The following is a 17,103-nucleotide window of genomic DNA, read 5'->3' as shown; positions in this document are numbered from 1 at the left end:
CCCCCTAAAGATGCCTCATTCATTACTTTCTATATTATTCATACAGTAGTGGTTTATGAGCTGCTTTCTACTTGTTATGAATTACTATATAATAAAAGACTTTTAGGGGGATAAATTGTGCGTTTTGAAACAAAATAAATTCCTTGGATTATTAAACTACGATTGTATATCGTATCAGGGAATAATTTCAAAAATGGTACCTTTGTTAAAATCAGTTACTTTCATAGAACTGTAAACTCCTAAATATAATTTAGTTTGATCCGAATTTGTTCCTAAACTCATATAATAAGCTGGTTGCGTACCAAAATCATAATTGGTTTCAATAGCATGAAAGTCAGCATGTTTACCATCTGTACCTGCTCTAGTATAGGCTAAAACACCCTTAATTGGAGACTGAGATTCTCCTTTCTTGGCAAGGTCAGTAAAAACAACGCTACCTGTTAAATGTGGAATTGCATTTCCCATATATGGCTGAACTCCTGTAAGTGAAGTTCCTCCAAACTTATCTGTTCTAGAATCTTTATGAAAATAACTAAGTAGAGGCAGAATACGCTTGACTGAAGTTTGTATTGTTTCATCATAATAAACCATTGTTCTCTCATCCAAAGTCTGATTCTCAGAACAATGTCGTATAAAAGAAGTAGGTAAATCACCTTCCCATCCTCGCCACCCAAAATTGATAACCCCATCTTGATTGGGAGTTAACCTCATAAAATGCATTTGAACAAGTTCTGTAACCGGTATAGGTTTATATTGAATAAATGAAAAAATAGACTCTACAATATCTTGTCCGACATTTCCGGCGTATTTGATATATTGATTATAAAACCTTTGAAATGAAATGCCGGTTATATTACGTACTCCTTTTGCAATTACTGTAAGTGTTTCTTGTATAGATAAAGGAAGTTCATTAAAGCGTGTAACTACAGGAGGGTTATTTATAAATGTATTTTTACTTACATCGATTTCAATTATTTTACCTGCTATTTCTAAATCATCTTGGCTTAAATTAAATGGATCATAACCTGACCCGCCATCTCCATTTGTAAAAACAAGTTTTCCAGTCTCAGGTGAAAAGTTTAAACTATTGACTCCGTTATGATTAAAAAATGGTCTTCTTACATTCAGTAATGTTCGTAGCTTTTGAGCTTGACCATTAGATTGTAAAGTCCATTCTTCTACTGTATCAATGTGATCATATTGCGTATTTCTATTAACCCACTTTAAATTTAGCGTTTTAGGGTCACAAGGATTCGGTTTAAATTGCTCAGAAAATGCACCTGGCCCTTGAGTTCCAGCTACTGAATAATGAAGATAAAATAACCCATTTTGATAAAATTGTGGATGGAACGCAAGTCCAAGCAATCCGCGTTCATCATAACCGCTACTAGAAACACCTTCTTCAAATGTACCTAATTTAATAATTAGGTGACGAATATCTAAAAATGTCTTTATAACTCCGTCCCCTATGTAAAAAATCTCCCCTAATTGAGTTGCGATAAATAGTCTTTCGGTCGATTCACCTGGAAGTATTGTTGTTTTCAATACGGTTGGTAAATTTATATTATGAACAATGGGTCGTAAACTAACTTTAACTTTTGTCAATTAACTGTACACCCCTTTTTCTTCTTTTTATAGAAGAATATGATTAGAGTAGTTCTGTTAGTATCAAATAAGTCGTATTCCTTTTTATTACAATTTTATATATAATATAATTATAAATAATCTGGGGGACGAACTATGATAATCGTACTACAAATCATCTTACCACTAATTTTCGCAGTCTATTTATTTACCCTCTATCGTAAAGGGATGTATGGATCAGCTTCATTCATTTTAGCAGTCATGATAGGAATTTTCGGTTTAGAGAATATCTTTCAATATGCTAGTCTAACAGATCATGCTATTTATCCATATTGGGGCAGTTTGAAGGCTGTTGTTATCGTTTTATCAGTCGTATTTCTATTTAAAAAAGGTGGTTTAACAGGAAAATATTGATTTTTAATGCGTTACATATTTTCTTGTTAAATTGTTTTTATTTTATAAGAGAAGAAATATTTATGTAAAAACACGAAGAGATGTGTTACATATGTCTATAAATATTATTTCAATAGTATCTATCATAATATGGATTGTGTTAATTACAGAACTTATAAAACCTTCAAAAGAACAGAATGGACGAAAAATAGTAACTTTAGTAACTGCTGGTTCCGCATCAACACTTATTTTGACGGTTTCATTTATTCAAAATATCCCGTTTTGGAATTGATAGTGATATAACTAACAAAAATATGTATAAATAAAAAGATTAGGATTCACTCCTAATCTTTTTATTTTTTGAGGTAACACCACATGCCCAGCAAGCTAAGGTCTTGGAGTAGCCCCTAAACAAAATTTGAAATTTTTCTAAAGTTATTTATGTGAATTTAACTCGTTTTCAGGAACATATGTGATCCTTTTACAATTTGAATTTCTTTTTAAGCTTCTTATATTTTCTATACGAACGTCTAACAATGTTTAACATAAAATACGGTACTTTAATAGGGAAAGGCAATTTATATATGAAAGGAAAATAAAAGGTGAAATATGCCTTTTCTAGGTCTCTCCACTTACTATCTTCTTTTGTTTTTAAGAAATCAGATACATCGACTACATATCCCCTTCCTTTTTCCATCATCACATTTTTCCCGTGAACATCACAAGGAGTTAATCCCTGTTCCCTCGCATACTCTAAAGCCTTATTGATATCAAGTATTACCTGCTTAGGAATTTTAATCCCCTTATGAATAGCATCGTATAAGGTAATTTCTTTTAAACGTTTCAATACTATGAAATTTTCTCCTTTATATATAAGCTTTGAATAAGAAGGATGATTTCCGATTCTTCGGTATACTTCTGACTCTTTTTCAATTCCTTCTCCTTCTCGCACGTAAACTTTCACTACCCAATCTTTGTATTCTTTGTGCATGAATACTGCGGCATAATTACCTGTTCCTAAACACTTCCAAAGTCTAGGAATATCTTTAACTACTACAGGCTCGAATTCATCCTCACTTCTGATACTTACCTCTTTTAATAATTCGTTATTTATCAATCCCACAAAACTATTTATACTCATCATTCCCACTCCGGTTTTGCTAAAAGGGGCCCCACCCACATTTTAACGAAAATATACACTAAGCGAATTTTAGCATAAAACGAGTCATCTTTCTTCCTAAAATAAAAAGCTAACTCGTTTTATTTGAACTGTTGAATACTTAATATTTATTCCGTTATTCATAGCCAAAAACCGTACGATATAAAAATATTTCTAACTATTTTCATTTTTTCAGAGGCAAGTGTATAGGGCTTTTCTTAGTACAAGTTCTGTTCGTTCATTACCCATGCCAAATCTATAAAACATTGTTTAGAAGTGTAGCAAGGGTTTGTTAATGGTTCAATTCTTCTTCCACAACTATTTTTGTTAGCAAAAACTTTTATTGTTTTAATAGTCTTTTGTTTAATTCCCACAATGCTGTTTTGTTGCTATCCCATTTCAAAAGCGTTACTGCTTCCTCAAAGCATAACCATTTATAATTAAAGTGTTCTTTAGATAATGATATGTTTTTTGTAGGGACTTTAACTCCAAAAGAAAATTCTTTTATTACATAAACCTCTTCTCCCCAAAGGAATCCTCCAACTACATCCTCTACTGGTAGTGAAGACACAGAATCTAATTGTATATATGGACATTCTCTTGTAATACCAGCCTCTTCAAACGCTTCCCGTTTTGCTGATTCAATAGGAATCTCACCGTCTTCTCCGCCACCAGCTATTCCTTGCCAATAACCATAATCACTTCGGTTAAAAATGGCATATTGAATAGAATCGGCAGTTTTTATATAAGGAAATATCAATACTTGATATGACGCCCTCATTACTTAACCTCCTCTCGAAAATAAGTTTTAAATCAATATGAATAAAGAGCCGCCATCACAATTCTACATTATTAATGCAGGTTTATAATGTCGGCCCTCTATTTTTAAATAATTTTATTTTTCATAAACAGGCTTACTCTTAACAGAGGAAAAACTGATTATTTCTTGTCGAATTTGTTTAGCATGGTTTTTCCTAAATGTTAGCAGTACCCTATATTATTCAATTGCGCCAGCAACATCATAATCATTTAAATCTAATTCAATCGTTTTTCCGAGCGCTAGTTTAGCAAGTTCCGCTCCTAGATATGGACCAGCTGTTAAACCCGAAGCCCCTAATCCATTCGCAACGAGAATTCCTTCAAAGTTAGGTAGCGGTCCGATAACAGGTAAGAATCCTGGTGTAAATGGTCTGAATCCAACTCTCGTTTCAAGCATTGTAGCATTTTCTAAGCCAGGCGCAACTGTTAATGCCTTATGGAATACTTCATGTAAACCACCTGCTGTTACACGATGATCAAAACCAGTATCATTCTCATGTGTTGCACCAATTACGACATGCCCATTGTCAAACGTTAAAATATATTGATCGTTCGGTGGCATAACAACTGGCATATTTTCTGTTGCTGTATTCTCGATTTGCAGATGAACAATTTGTCCCTTTTGGAATGTAACTAAGAAATTAATTCCTAATGGTTTCAAGATTTCATTCGCCCATGCGCCTGCAGTTACAATAACCTTTTCTGCTAAAATTGTTTCATCGTTTACTGTAACTCCCGTAATATGATTTCCTTCACGGACTAATATAGCATCGCCTTTTATGAAAGTTGCACCATGTTTTTTCGCAGCACTTATTAATGCATTGCGTAATAATCTCCCATTTACTCGTGCAGCACCACTAATATGAACAGAACTATATTCGTCTGATAATGCTGGGAATAATTTTTTTGTTTCTTCAGCTGATAAGCGAGTGATTTCACCAATCTCCGGGGCATCTTCACGTCGTTTATAAGCTCGCTCTTCCATTTGATCTAACTTTTTCTCGTCAGTATGTAAACTAATTGCACCTACACGATTATATCCTGTGTCAGTTTCACCGTCTTCTTCTAATTGCTGAATTAACGAAGAATAGTAACGTGCACCGCCTTTAACAATTTTATACCATGCTTTATTACGACGCTGTGATAACCATGGACATACAATTCCTGCTCCTGCATCAGTTGCTTGCCCTAATTGTTGGCGATCCACGATAGTAACATTCGCACCTGTCTTAGCAAGATGATAAGCAGTAGACGCTCCTAAAATTCCAGATCCAACTACAATATACGATTTCATTTCAAACACCTTTTCTCTTTTGCTAATTATATAAATATAAGAACATTCCTTAGTATAATGGAAGGAATGCTTTTTTCAATGTACTCATCACAATTAATTGTTGCAGCATTGTGACTTCCTTAATCATTATTTTTTCTTCTTACGGAATAATTCAATTGTTTTATACCCTTGTGAAAGGATTTCTATCATTTTCTCTAGACGTTTTTCACGAGTTTTTTCTTGTTTCACAGAAAAAAGATTACGTGCCCAATCTTTTTGGTATCCAGGCGTTAAACTTTGATAAAACTTAAGTTCATTCGGATGATTAGCTAGTAATGCTTCAACATCTTTAATTCGATCTGCATAATCGGCAACACATTGACTCATAGCAGATGTTTTCGTTATTTTTTTCTTTTCACGTTTTAAACCTACAACAGTAAAGACTTCATCCATACTTACCATTCGTGCAAATTTAATATCGCTTTCTCCCACATAACCATCTTCTCCAACGTTTAATGCCGGAAACATCTCATCACGGTGAATAAACGTACTATAACGAGCATTACCTTTTTTCGGATATGCGAAGAATAGGTAACCTTTTTCAATTAGTAATTCTTCATTACTAATAATAAAATTCGTTTGTTTCACCATTTCATCAAGCGTTTCTACAAATATAAAGATAGCATCGTGTTCTTTTGAGAATCCATTTTCTTTACCTGTAAAAATGTCATAATCACTTGGTTCGTTAATAACGACCATATTTGTATACTTATTAAGTTTCAATTTATCAATAACTGACATAATAATCTTCCTTTACATTCAAAATTCATTGTACATACTTTTTCGTACTGTTCTAGTGTATTATATGTATTAAGAAAATCAAACTTTAAATCGTGTTATTCTGCTGCAAAAGAACAGAATTCTTTAATAGATGGGGTGGTTTTATGCCATATGTAATCCGGGATGAAGGGCTAGTTTTACAAGGGGATGATGGAAAAGAACCAATTTTTCATACATATGAAGAAGCTGAGGAAACATTAAAAACATTAACTATACCGCAGTTTCCGAAACGTATTAGAAGAAAACCATTTACATCAAAAATAATAAAAATAGCCGCTTCTGAATAAGAACCGGCTATTTGTTTATTCATAACTTAATAGAAAATAAAGTATATAAAAACTCTCTATATTGATCTTCTGTAATTTCAAGCTTAGTTTTTTCCCCATGAATAATTTCAGTTAAACTTGTATTCGTTAATGAAATATGACCGGAGTTCGTCAACTTTACTGCAATTGGTCCTTTATTAAAAATAGACTTCTCATCTTCTATCACTCTTCTTTGAACATCGTTTACTACTATCTCATCAATATTATGTTTATAAAAAGCATGACAAACTTTCCATTCTCCATCAGTATCTATTCTTTCTAAAACATAATTTCCTTTACTCGTATCTTTTCGTCTCACCCGGTACGAACCATTTTTTGAAGAGACAGACTTACCAGTAAAAGGTACAGGAACAAGAGGTACTAACGAAGCTATACCTACATCAATTAAATACTGTACATTATCATAAGTTAAAATAATTGTTATATGGCCATCCTCAAGTGCCCATGCATTTATATCGTTTTTATAAACCGTACCTAATGCCAGTTGTACATCATAGCCACAGTCTCTTAAGAAATAGTAAAAAAGAGTATTTAATTCGTAGCAAAGTCCACCACGGGAACTAGTTAAAATTTTCTCTCGTAAGTTTTCCAGAGAGATTTGATTCGTATTTCGTGCTATAACATCTAAATTCTCAAATGGTATAGTATGCGCAAACGAAAAGAGTATGGTAGGTAATTCTTCAAACGTTACTTCATTACGTTTTTTAAGATTTAATCTTGTGAAAAGCTGATCTTGTAAACTTGTCATATTTAGCACCCCTTAAAAATTTATAAGTTTAAATAATATATGCTGATTGTAAATTTTAAGGGGCACTGTAACAACGTACATTTCATTAAACTGTACCGGTACAAAAATTACGATTCACATAGGAGGTGTCATTACACATGTTTTTTGTAATCACTTCTTTTTGTGGCAAACCAAAAGCTACGAATATAAATTTAATAGTTTATCTATAGGTAAACTATTACTATCACTTAAATCAACAAAATATTGAAGTTGCCATGCTTGGCTCTTTTTAGCTTGATTACTAACAGTGGTATCCCAAACAGGATAAATTCTCATTGCCATTTTCCCTGTTTGACTTTGTGTTCTCAATATTTTTTCTTTAAGAAGAATCTCTTTAGGAAAAATAAATTGCCCTAGTTTATTATCAGCAATACAAGTGATTACTAATAAATCAGGAGCAGCTTCATAAGAGAAAGCTCTATTTCGCATATTTTCATCTTTCTCCCAAAAAGAAACGAATTGACCAATTTTATTAGGTGTAACTTTTGATTTTCTAAAACGAATGGTTTTGTTATTTAAGTGGAATAAACATCCGGCATATTCTGCGTTTTGCTTTTCTTCTTTTAGATTCGTAATCATTAAGTTGTTAGGTTTGTAAACTATATTATTTAAATCTTGGATTATATTATTAAAATTGTTCAAAAAAACTCCCCCTTTATTCATCTCTTAGTTTACCACAAACATCAGTTCTTCTATATCGTATATAATTATGAACTAAGTGAAATGGGGGAATTTAGCAGGATATAATTATTACTTTAATGTACTTAGTTTTTTAATTGCTTGTTGTTCAGTTGCTAAGTAAAAAATGTCATTCCCTTTATTACATTCATAAATAAAATCCTTTAAGCTTTTACTAGTATACATAGAGAAATCTCCAACAATAGCAATCTTTACCTTGTAGTTTATAAACTTTTGAAGGATATCGCCCGCAAGCCGTGTTTTTAGATCAAAGAAATCTTCACTTATTAAAGATTTATGGATAATAATATGTTTCGCATCTACCTCATATTGAACTGTTGCCATAGTATCTAATGCAGACTGAACATCCGATATTAATACCTTATCGTTCCTAATGACCGCAATATTGATTCCATCGATTACTACTTTCTTTATTTCCATAGTCTCACCCCTTTATAATTTACACAGTATGAGTAAAATTGTTTTACAAGACTTCGTATTAATCATAGATTAAATTAGCCACAGCTATTAAAATCGCCTATATTTTTTATTGTAAGTATATATTTTTTATTACTAATACGGTCAATGAAATTAATGATAGTTTCTCTTTTTTTATATTTTTGAATATATATATGGAATTGCCTTTACTTGTTATAAAAATATTGTGGAGTAACATAACTTAACAAACTATTCAAAGTGTTAATCTCGGTATATGGTTGTATTTTGGTAGTATTCTTGATTTTCTGAGGGTTAAACCACACACCTTTTATATTTGCATTTTGAGGACCAGCAATATCCTTTTCTAAGTCATCCCCAACAAATAAAGTATTTTCCGGTTGTAAATTTAACTTATTTAATGCTAGTTCGAATATACGTTTATCAGGTTTACTAAATCCCACTTTCTCAGAAATAATGATTGTTTCAAAATACTTATTTAAATTCGTGTTAAATATTTTAGCTTTTTGCCTCTGAGTTGAGCCATTTGTTATAATTCCAACTTTAAAGTGCTTCTTTATTTGATTTAAGAAATGAATAGTATTTTGGTCTATTGAAAAACATCTAGGGAAATTATTATTCCAAAAATCTTGGATGTAATTGCGTGGCAATCTATACTTCGGCGTGAATTCATCAAACAATGATTCTAAAACTGTCGTTTTATTACTTATGCCATATTCTCTTTTATCGTATTCTTTGAATTTCTGTAACATGTTGCTTTTAGCCGCACCATCTACATTTTCATAACACTTTTCTAAAACAATTAAAAATAATGCCTCTACTGCTTTATCCCTATCAAGTAATGTATCATCTAAATCAAACAGCATCGCTTTATAACCCATCAAATCATTTCACAACCTTTCTAGCATTATAAAAATCTCTCCAAGTTTGTACCTTTAAACTTTTGGTTTAGCAAGAACATTATTATGTAGTGATTAACGATTAAATAGAAACTAGATGAAAGAAATCCAAAGTTCTTGGCACACACTCTAGTATTACGGTAGTTTCTTCTATATTGAAATTCCTTTTCCTCTTTTGGTAAAGAAGCAAAAGTATATTTTCGCAAATTTTAAGAAACTACATACAATTCACATTATTATACATTAGTTTTTCGTAAATATTAATCGTACACCAATTCATACAATAAGTTTTTTTAAGCAATTATTTCTCCATAAAAAAGTAATATAGCTAATAATACTTTTTGGTAGTAAGCGTTCTATGAAGTTTACTACTGTATCTCCACATAAACTCCAGATTGTACGGCTATAATGACTACCAGAGGTGATATTATGAAAAACTATCATATCCTCGTGGTAGAGGACGATCAAGAAATTCAGGAATTAATTAAACAATTTTTAATGACACAGCATTATACAGTCGTAGTCGCTTCAGATGGACTAGAGGGTATGACACAATTTAATAAGCAATCATTTGATTTAATTCTTCTAGATGTTATGATGCCCAATCTTAATGGGTTTGAAGTTTCTAAAATGATTCGAAGTCAGTCAAACGTACCAATTATTATGCTAACTGCGTTGGAAGAAGAGGAAGATCAAATGAAAGGATTCGATCTTGGGATCGATGATTATATAACAAAACCCTTTTCATTTCATGTTTTGATTAGACGAGTCGAAGCTGTACTTAGAAGAAGTTATGATAAAAATGTAAATAATCATTTGATATTTAAAGAAGTTCGTATCGATGTGGATGCATATAGAGTGTATGTAAATGACGTTGAAATTATATTAACGACAAAAGAGTTTGAAATTCTACAACTACTATTCCAAAATGAGAGAAAAGTACTTACAAGAGAAAATATCGTAGAGAAAGTTTGGGGGTACGATTATTTTGGAGAAACACGAATAATTGATACACATATTAAAAACCTACGCAAAAAATTAGCTATCCCTTATATTAAAACAATAAAGGGTATTGGTTATAAAATTGATGAATAGTATTGTGAAACTCATGAAAATGAAGCAAATCACTTATAAACTCTTTATGACTACATCTCTCATTTTGTTATCCTTTGCAGTATTGATTTATTTAACTTTATACTTCTTTCTCCCTACATTTTATGAGCAATATAAAACAGATCAACTTCAAACAGGGATAAACGAAATCATTGATAAGTCTAAAAATCTTACGTTTCAAGATGCGATACCACTTTTTGATGAATACGCAAAAAAAAATAATGCGATGCTTTACCTTCAAAATAAAGAAGGGGTAATTATTTACTCTCCTTCGTTTTCTTTTATTCAAAGTGGTACGCAAAAAACAGTAGTTACTAAAGCAACACGATTCGAGAATGCAAGTACCCTTAGCAATTCATATAACGTTACGAAACCAATTCAATTCCAAGATGGTAGTTTAACGCTTATAGTCTTTGCTACATTTCAACCGATTGATGAAGCTTCACAGGTTTTAGTCCGCTTTCTCCCCTATATTAGTATCATTGTACTCGTAATTGGTATAGGGAGTGCTTATTTTTATTCCAGGTTTATTACAAAGCCACTTATTTATATTAATGAAGGTGCACAAAAGATGGCAAATTTAGATTTCTCCGAAAAAATTGAGGTTCGCTCTACAGATGAGTTAGGAGAATTGTCTAATAGTTTGAATGACATGTCTATTAACTTACAACAAGCTATGTTTGATTTAAAAAAAGCAAATGAACAATTAAAAAATGATATTGAAAAAGAAAGAGAAATAGAAACAAAACGCAGAGAGTTTTTTGCGATTGTAGCACATGAATTAAAGTCCCCTCTTACTGTAATGAAAGGCTACTTAGAAGGGATGATTTACAATATTGGCCCTTATCAAAATCGCGATCAATATTTAAAGAAAAATCATCAAATTATTGAAAGTATGGAACAATTAGTTCGTGAAATTTTAAGCGTATCGAAATTAGAACAACACACCTTCAAACTAAAAGTAGAGGAAGTTAATCCTTCAAAGTTAATAGGTACAATCACAAAAGATCTCGAATTTTTTGCTTCTCAAAAAAGCATCGAAATAATAAAAGAAATTGATTCTGACCTTTCTATTTATACAGATTGTGCTCTTTTAGAAAAAGCATGTAAAAATATTATTCACAATGCGGTTATGTATTCACCACATAATGAAAAAGTCTATATAAAGTTAAGTGAGGATTCGAAACAAGGTCAAATCGAAATGCAAATTATAAATACAGGTGTCAATATTAAAGACGAAGATTTACAACAAATTTTCAAACCATTTTATCGAATTGAAAAATCAAGAAATCGAAATACTGGAGGAAGTGGTTTGGGGTTATATATTGTTAAACAAATTCTTGAAACGCTAGATATAAAGTATTCAATAAAAAATATGGAACATAGTGTACAATTTCGCATGAGCATTCCATTATCTAAACACAAAAACAAACAAACTCTCCTTTAAATAGGACGAGTTTGTTTGTTTTTGTAGTAAATATAAACTTATTAACAGGTTTTTCACTTAATGGACAAATGCTGCTTCTTAAATGGCGATTATCATAAGTAGTGACAAACTGTATTCAATTTACATATTTATCTTCTACTATAACAGCAAAAAAACGAAATTCCGCATAGCGCAAATTAGATTCTCTTATTTGAGATGCATTTCATCTATGAAACTAAAAAGGAGGATGAAAAATGCATATTTGCCTCCATTTTTCAGATTAATTTGGAATTCTTTTATGATAAGCTATATGTAAAGATTAAACATAAAGGATGATTCGTATGCAAATAAGACCACAAGTAAGTGAATATAGCTCCTATTATGCAACGTATACCAACTTGGTATCAGACGGAAATATCATACATATTCTAGAACAACAAATGAAGGAAACGAATCTCTTATTAAAGGAAATTTCTGATAGTGAGGGACTTTTCCGGTATGCTCCTACTAAATGGAGTATAAAAGAAGTAATGGGTCATATAGCAGATACAGAACGGATTATGGCGTATCGATTGCTATCTATCGCTCGAGGCGAGACAGCAGAACTTCCAGGCTATAATGATGATATGTATGTTCTTAGAGCTGCTTTTGATAAGCAATCTATGCAAAATCTTCTTGAGAATTTAATTGTTGTTCGCCAATCTACCCTGTGTTTACTTAGAAGCTTAGATAAAGAAGCTTGGTCACAAAGAGGAAATGCGAATAATTCTGAAGTTACAGTTCGTGCATTAGCATACATCATTGCTGGTCATGAGCTTCATCATCTTCAAATTATAAAAGAACGTTACCTTGGTTCTGATGTATATCCAGCAACTTAATATTTGAAGAAAAAGATTCCTATTTATGTAGGGCTCTTTTTCAGAATTTATAACGGATTAGCGCTTAGAACCATGGCAATTAAATGTCTTTATTTATAAAATTCACCACATAATATATATGTTATCCCCTCTTATTCTGTACATAATTTTCTTTAGGCTGATATACTATAAACACAATAGTTCTGGAAAGGTGATGATATTATGTATGAACAACAAAATAATAGAGATAGAGATCAAAAAATGATGTTTTCTATGCAAGGAGTTCCCACAAATAAAATTAACATGAATCAATTACCTAAATGGATTAGAATTTTTGGCTATTGCGCGTTTGGTTGGATGATAGTATTTAGTTTAATTATGATTGTAGGTTTAATTCTGCAATAACTATACAGATACATAGGGAAACGGGACAGCATTTAGATCATACATCTAGGTAATGTCCCGTTTTTTATGTGTAATTATCCCATGATATAGGTAACCAATTATAATAAAAAGAACTTGTAGGATATTCTACAAGTTCTTTTTCAAATATTATTAAAACGGGAACGACAAACTATTTTAACATTCAGTACAGGGAGACCATTTTGATTATGGCTTGATTTTATTATAAATCAAATATAAGCTTTTGAAAGGTCTAGTTTTTGAAAAATATGTGAATTAAACAGCTACGATGTTTATATTAGATTTCATTTATGACTAACTTCTTCTTACTTAAATACACTGCACGATCTGATTTTTTAGCAACCTCCTGTGAGTGCGTCACAACAATAATGCATTTATTCTCTTTATGTGCAAGTTCTTGAAATAGTTCTATTATATCCATTGCAGTTTCCTCGTCGAGGTTTCCTGTCGGCTCATCTGCAATCAGTAAATCAACATTACAAGATAGTGCTCGAGCAATTGCTACACGCTGTTGTTGCCCGCCACTTAGTTGCAGGACGTTTCGTTTCGCTTCAACTTCTGTGAGTCCTACCCTTTCTAACAATTCTAATGCTCTTGCTGTTTTATTTTGCACTTTAACACCCGTAATTTCCATTGCTGTTAAGACATTTTGAAGAGCTGTCATATAGGTTATCAAATTATAAGATTGGAAAATTACAGATACATTTTGATTACGGTATCGATCCAAACCAATTTTTCTAATATCTTTACCATTATACAGTACATAACCATTTTTAGGGACATCCAGTCCACAACCTAAGCTCAGAGTTGTGGTTTTACCAGATCCAGATGGTCCTAAAATCGTGTAGAAATGTCCTTTTTGAAAAGAAAAGTTAACATTATCTAGTATCGCTACATTTTTCCCATTACTTTCATAATAATAATCCAAATTTTTAAACTGTAAAATCGTCTCCATATTAAGCCTCCTCATTCATCTTTTAAAAGAATTTGTTTTGGGTTTAAACGTAGAATAGATAATGCTGGAAGAAGCGTTGCTATTATAGCAATAGCTAGTCCAATTCCACCCATTTTCCCTACATCTTCTCCTGTTACACTTACATCAATTTTATCAATTGGATCTTCTTTTTGATTTTGTAGAGTACCACCAGATCCAGCCATCATTACAGTACCATGTTGCGAAGTATCTGTTTCTTCGCTTGCAGTAGCAATTTCATTCGAAAGTAAATTATCTCCGATATATTGAGAAACTTTAGCTCCTGTTGTTATGGATAATCCAAATGCTAAAATAGCGACACACACTACTTCTACTACGAATTGCGCTATCAGTTTCCACTTTTTCTCTCCAATAGACAATAGAATTCCCATTTCTTTACGACGTCCTTTAATTGATAGCATAATGATTAATCCTAAAATAATTGCACCTGCAATCGATACAATATAAATAATCATTTGAGAAGTCGAAGAGATATTTTCGATAGGACCAATCATTTGCTTGTACAATGAATCATGCGCATCTAATTTATAATAATTAAAATCAATGTTAGATTTTTTTGCTTCTTTTTTAAATGCATCAATATATTGTGGATCATTCAAGAAATACACGACTTGACCACTACTTATACCTTGGTCTACTTCTAATTTTTTCATAGTTGAATGCGGCATATATAGTTTATTAGCTGGATCCATAATAGGAGGAGCCTGTTGACCCATTGCTTGCTCATTTGTTTCGTAAATGCCGATAATTTCAACCTCAAGAGTTTCCTTCTTATCCCCTGATTGTACTTTAACTTTGTCTCCTACTTTCAAATTGTTTAATTCCGCTAATCGTTTTTCCATTAAAGCTACATTCTGATCTTTCATTTGCTCTGTTATTGGTTTTCCATCAATGATTTTACTTTTTCCGTTTTTAAAGCTTTCTTGTAATGCAGTCTTGCGAACTCCCTCAATCATAAAAGAAGCATTCATATCTATTTCTGTACTAGAGCTTGAACCGCCTCGCGCAGCCGTCATTCCCACTTTACCTTTTCCTTCTTCTTCTCCTTCTGAAGCTCCTACTAGTTTAAGCCCATCAGAAATACCGAAAGTGTTAGCTATGTAATTATAATCTTTTACATACTTGGACTTCGCTAATTGATCTGTTTCTTTTGCATCGAGCTGCGGCGGATTTGGCATTTCTCCAGTTTCCTTAGCTTTTTGACCTATTTTGTCGAAATCAAGACCTAAAGTAACATCTGCACCAAGTTTTTTTCTTGCAGCATCCGCTGCTTTTTTTGATGCATTTTGGATTGTGAAACCTGAAAGAACCAAATTTGTAACAATCAGAAAAACTGCCATCAAAATTAATGATGTTCCTATCCTTTTTTTCATACTGAGAATTGCTCGTTTCATAAAATTCATTTTTCTTACCTCCTTGATAACTTGTATTCTATATAGGTTATCTAGAGTTTATATGGAGCTAATCGGTAGTTTAACTAGAGATATAAGGAGTTTATGTGTAGTTATTTACCTGTTCCAGAAAAACTAGAACACAAATTCAAAAATGCAGTCGTTTTTGAATATTGGTAAGGAGTTAGTCAATTTAAGAGACTTATAGAAAAGAGAGGTTAAGCTTGATTTAATGTATGTAACATAAAAAATATATTTATTGTATAATTTCTATACAATAAATATAGAGAACCAATTTGTGAATATCTATATGGGAATTGTAAGTTGTTCTTCATAGAAATTACAGCTTTTAATAAGAAAAGAAGCAAGTTAACATTCTTTTATAAGGATAATAATATTAACTTACTTCTTAAATTTTAGTATAAATTATTTATTGTAAGCTTTATAATATAATATGAAAATTTATCACCTATTTTTATAATTCAAGCACCTACTATTAGGAAAAGAGAATATTTCCTACTTAATTTAAAACATAAATTTTGTCTATGTTTTAAACAATATGTATTTTGGAGGAGGTTAATTTGATTTTTTCAAAACTCATTGATCGGTACGCCTTATATGATTTACACAAAAAAAGAAGTGTAGCGTTTCAGTTTACTTCCCTTTCTAACACTTCATTAAATATAAAGAACATAGAATCTTTTTATAAAGTAAAACCATCACATTTTCATTTTGACATTAAGCATTCAAAGCAGGAAAATGAATACATGGTTGGGCAATTCAACTATAAAAGTTCGATTCAATCCGGTGATTCACACAACGACTCTGTAACTGGGGAATTATTCTTACATAAAAATGAAAATGCACCTCATGTTATCTTTGTTCACGGTTGGAGAATGGATTCTAACGAACGTGTGAAAAAAATATTCCACGATCATATGACCAGCCTGAAGTGGAATATGTATTATTTCACTCTACCCTATCATTTTGAAAGAAAACCCGATCAATCCTTATTCAGTGGAGAGTATATGGTAAGTGCAAATATTGAACGAACATTACAAGCAACTAGACAAGCGGTAGCTGATTTACGAGCTTTGATTAAATGGATTAAAGCAAATAAAAAGGGGCCCCTGATTCTAATAGGAATTAGTTTAGGCGGATTTATTACTAACTTAACCTCTCTTGTTGAAGAAGAAATTGATGTGTTAGCATCCATTTTCTATGCAAATCGACTTTCTTATTCGATTTGGAATACAACTCCAGGTAAATTTATTAGAGAAGACTTGGAACATCATGGTGTTACGTATGATGATTTAATAGATTATTGGAAAATCACTGAACCGAGTCAAGCATTGCCAAAAGTAAAAAAAGAAAATATTTTATTAATTTCAGGTAAGCATGATCTATATGTGCATTCTGAGGATACAGACTACTTGTGGGAATCTTGGGAAAGACCTCCACGATATATTTATACATGCGGGCATGCCGGGATCGTTCTTAAACGTAAAAAAATTGCAACTGATACTATTGATTTTATTCAAAATCGATTGAACTCCCCACACTTATCCAATGTCATGCCTTAAATCGCGAGATTACTAAGTACAAAATCTTATACTTGTATTGTTATATTTTTTACTAGTCACCTTTGTAAATCTTAGCCCCAAGCCTTACACGATTGAAAATGA

At 31.9% G+C, this 17,103-nt stretch carries 19 protein-coding genes; 8 read left to right on the top strand and 11 right to left on the bottom strand.

The annotated features are described in order from the left end of the window. Window positions 1–174 precede the first annotated feature (174 nt). Window positions 175–1,605, bottom strand: a complete 1,431-nt coding sequence (locus HMAS_RS10885) for a PQQ-dependent sugar dehydrogenase (RefSeq protein ID WP_044306483.1) — start codon at window positions 1,603–1,605, stop codon at window positions 175–177. Between the two features lie 135 nt (window positions 1,606–1,740). Here HMAS_RS10885 and HMAS_RS10880 point away from each other — a divergent pair, with 135 nt between their 5' ends. Both HMAS_RS10880 and HMAS_RS10875 read left to right on the top strand, forming a co-directional pair. Next, entirely contained in the window at window positions 1,741–1,998 is a 258-nt protein-coding gene (locus HMAS_RS10880) for a hypothetical protein (protein WP_000587700.1), read from the top strand. A 91-nt stretch (window positions 1,999–2,089) separates the two neighbouring features. After that, a complete protein-coding gene (locus tag HMAS_RS10875; RefSeq protein WP_000026325.1) occupies window positions 2,090–2,269 on the top strand; it encodes a hypothetical protein in 180 nt (59 codons plus the stop codon). 189 nt (window positions 2,270–2,458) lie between these two features. On the opposite strand, the gene HMAS_RS10870 is transcribed toward HMAS_RS10875, so the two are convergent. From HMAS_RS10870 to HMAS_RS10855, 4 genes are all read right to left on the bottom strand, one after another. Next, window positions 2,459–3,121, bottom strand: coding sequence for a serine/threonine protein kinase (locus tag HMAS_RS10870; protein ID WP_006929730.1), 663 nt, complete (start codon window positions 3,119–3,121; stop codon window positions 2,459–2,461). Window positions 3,122–3,476: 355 nt separating this feature from the next. Then, window positions 3,477–3,917, bottom strand: a complete 441-nt coding sequence (locus tag HMAS_RS10865) for an NUDIX hydrolase (RefSeq protein ID WP_016122617.1) — start codon at window positions 3,915–3,917, stop codon at window positions 3,477–3,479. Between the two features lie 216 nt (window positions 3,918–4,133). Continuing rightward, window positions 4,134–5,249 (bottom strand): NAD(P)/FAD-dependent oxidoreductase, encoded by a 1,116-nt coding sequence (locus HMAS_RS10860; protein WP_000844396.1) that lies wholly within the window; start codon window positions 5,247–5,249, stop codon window positions 4,134–4,136. A gap of 126 nt (window positions 5,250–5,375) precedes the next feature. Then, a complete protein-coding gene (locus HMAS_RS10855; RefSeq protein ID WP_000110841.1) occupies window positions 5,376–6,029 on the bottom strand; it encodes a YdeI/OmpD-associated family protein in 654 nt (217 codons plus the stop codon). Between the two features lie 143 nt (window positions 6,030–6,172). On the opposite strand from HMAS_RS10855, the gene HMAS_RS10850 reads away from it, so the two are divergent. Continuing rightward, a complete protein-coding gene (locus tag HMAS_RS10850) occupies window positions 6,173–6,355 on the top strand; it encodes a hypothetical protein (protein ID WP_001147159.1) in 183 nt (60 codons plus the stop codon). A gap of 19 nt (window positions 6,356–6,374) precedes the next feature. Here the strand turns inward: HMAS_RS10850 and HMAS_RS10845 are convergent, their stop codons facing one another. The 4 genes from HMAS_RS10845 to HMAS_RS10830 form a co-directional block, all read right to left on the bottom strand. After that, on the bottom strand, window positions 6,375–7,142 hold the full coding sequence (locus tag HMAS_RS10845) for an arylamine N-acetyltransferase family protein (RefSeq protein WP_000202756.1): 768 nt from the start codon (window positions 7,140–7,142) through the stop codon (window positions 6,375–6,377). Window positions 7,143–7,319: 177 nt separating this feature from the next. Beyond that, on the bottom strand, window positions 7,320–7,844 hold the full coding sequence (locus HMAS_RS10840; protein ID WP_074619061.1) for a MepB family protein: 525 nt from the start codon (window positions 7,842–7,844) through the stop codon (window positions 7,320–7,322). A gap of 87 nt (window positions 7,845–7,931) precedes the next feature. Continuing rightward, complete coding sequence (locus tag HMAS_RS10835) at window positions 7,932–8,300, bottom strand: DUF4180 domain-containing protein (RefSeq protein WP_061457311.1); 369 nt, start codon at window positions 8,298–8,300, stop codon at window positions 7,932–7,934. A 203-nt stretch (window positions 8,301–8,503) separates the two neighbouring features. Beyond that, window positions 8,504–9,196, bottom strand: a complete 693-nt coding sequence (locus tag HMAS_RS10830) for an HAD-IA family hydrolase (RefSeq protein WP_116344807.1) — start codon at window positions 9,194–9,196, stop codon at window positions 8,504–8,506. 447 nt (window positions 9,197–9,643) lie between these two features. Here HMAS_RS10830 and HMAS_RS10825 point away from each other — a divergent pair, with 447 nt between their 5' ends. From HMAS_RS10825 to HMAS_RS10810, 4 genes are all read left to right on the top strand, one after another. Then, entirely contained in the window at window positions 9,644–10,309 is a 666-nt protein-coding gene (locus HMAS_RS10825; protein WP_000800727.1) for a response regulator transcription factor, read from the top strand. 13 nt (window positions 10,310–10,322) lie between these two features. Continuing rightward, the gene (locus HMAS_RS10820) at window positions 10,323–11,774 is read left to right on the top strand and encodes a sensor histidine kinase (RefSeq protein WP_002024224.1); all 1,452 of its coding nucleotides are present in this window, start codon (window positions 10,323–10,325) and stop codon (window positions 11,772–11,774) included. Window positions 11,775–12,094: 320 nt separating this feature from the next. Continuing rightward, a complete protein-coding gene (locus HMAS_RS10815; protein WP_046392780.1) occupies window positions 12,095–12,631 on the top strand; it encodes a DinB family protein in 537 nt (178 codons plus the stop codon). 201 nt (window positions 12,632–12,832) lie between these two features. Next, the gene (locus HMAS_RS10810; protein WP_000273238.1) at window positions 12,833–13,015 is read left to right on the top strand and encodes a hypothetical protein; all 183 of its coding nucleotides are present in this window, start codon (window positions 12,833–12,835) and stop codon (window positions 13,013–13,015) included. 295 nt (window positions 13,016–13,310) lie between these two features. Here the strand turns inward: HMAS_RS10810 and HMAS_RS10805 are convergent, their stop codons facing one another. Further along, window positions 13,311–13,988 (bottom strand): ABC transporter ATP-binding protein, encoded by a 678-nt coding sequence (locus HMAS_RS10805; RefSeq protein ID WP_070179370.1) that lies wholly within the window; start codon window positions 13,986–13,988, stop codon window positions 13,311–13,313. A gap of 11 nt (window positions 13,989–13,999) precedes the next feature. Next, window positions 14,000–15,430, bottom strand: a complete 1,431-nt coding sequence (locus HMAS_RS10800; protein ID WP_116344806.1) for an ABC transporter permease — start codon at window positions 15,428–15,430, stop codon at window positions 14,000–14,002. 569 nt (window positions 15,431–15,999) lie between these two features. Between HMAS_RS10800 and HMAS_RS10795 the strand changes: the two genes are divergently transcribed. Continuing rightward, the gene (locus HMAS_RS10795) at window positions 16,000–17,001 is read left to right on the top strand and encodes an alpha/beta hydrolase (RefSeq protein WP_006922694.1); all 1,002 of its coding nucleotides are present in this window, start codon (window positions 16,000–16,002) and stop codon (window positions 16,999–17,001) included. Window positions 17,002–17,103 lie beyond the last annotated feature (102 nt).

The sequence above is a fragment of the Bacillus sp. HMA207 genome, assembly GCF_003402455.1.
Lineage (GTDB): Bacteria > Bacillota > Bacilli > Bacillales > Bacillaceae_G > Bacillus_A > Bacillus_A cereus.
Note: the sequence above shows the minus strand (reverse complement) of the source record. Positions and strands in the feature narration are given on the sequence as shown.

Excerpts from the sequence above, each read along its gene's own strand:
- HMAS_RS10870 (WP_006929730.1), bottom strand. The coding sequence starts at position 3,121 with ATGATGAGTATAAATAGTTTTGTGGGATTGATAAATAACGAATTATTA.
- HMAS_RS10860 (WP_000844396.1), bottom strand. The coding sequence starts at position 5,249 with ATGAAATCGTATATTGTAGTTGGATCTGGAATTTTAGGAGCGTCTACT.
- HMAS_RS10855 (WP_000110841.1), bottom strand. The coding sequence starts at position 6,029 with ATGTCAGTTATTGATAAATTGAAACTTAATAAGTATACAAATATGGTC.
- HMAS_RS10840 (WP_074619061.1), bottom strand. The coding sequence starts at position 7,844 with ATGAATAAAGGGGGAGTTTTTTTGAACAATTTTAATAATATAATCCAA.
- HMAS_RS10865 (WP_016122617.1), bottom strand. The coding sequence starts at position 3,917 with ATGAGGGCGTCATATCAAGTATTGATATTTCCTTATATAAAAACTGCC.
- HMAS_RS10830 (WP_116344807.1), bottom strand. The coding sequence starts at position 9,196 with ATGGGTTATAAAGCGATGCTGTTTGATTTAGATGATACATTACTTGAT.
- HMAS_RS10820 (WP_002024224.1), top strand. The coding sequence starts at position 10,323 with ATGAAAATGAAGCAAATCACTTATAAACTCTTTATGACTACATCTCTC.
- HMAS_RS10810 (WP_000273238.1), top strand. The coding sequence starts at position 12,833 with ATGTATGAACAACAAAATAATAGAGATAGAGATCAAAAAATGATGTTT.
- HMAS_RS10835 (WP_061457311.1), bottom strand. The coding sequence starts at position 8,300 with ATGGAAATAAAGAAAGTAGTAATCGATGGAATCAATATTGCGGTCATT.
- HMAS_RS10805 (WP_070179370.1), bottom strand. The coding sequence starts at position 13,988 with ATGGAGACGATTTTACAGTTTAAAAATTTGGATTATTATTATGAAAGT.
- HMAS_RS10880 (WP_000587700.1), top strand. The coding sequence starts at position 1,741 with ATGATAATCGTACTACAAATCATCTTACCACTAATTTTCGCAGTCTAT.
- HMAS_RS10875 (WP_000026325.1), top strand. The coding sequence starts at position 2,090 with ATGTCTATAAATATTATTTCAATAGTATCTATCATAATATGGATTGTG.
- HMAS_RS10815 (WP_046392780.1), top strand. The coding sequence starts at position 12,095 with ATGCAAATAAGACCACAAGTAAGTGAATATAGCTCCTATTATGCAACG.
- HMAS_RS10825 (WP_000800727.1), top strand. The coding sequence starts at position 9,644 with ATGAAAAACTATCATATCCTCGTGGTAGAGGACGATCAAGAAATTCAG.
- HMAS_RS10800 (WP_116344806.1), bottom strand. The coding sequence starts at position 15,430 with ATGAATTTTATGAAACGAGCAATTCTCAGTATGAAAAAAAGGATAGGA.
- HMAS_RS10850 (WP_001147159.1), top strand. The coding sequence starts at position 6,173 with ATGCCATATGTAATCCGGGATGAAGGGCTAGTTTTACAAGGGGATGAT.
- HMAS_RS10845 (WP_000202756.1), bottom strand. The coding sequence starts at position 7,142 with ATGACAAGTTTACAAGATCAGCTTTTCACAAGATTAAATCTTAAAAAA.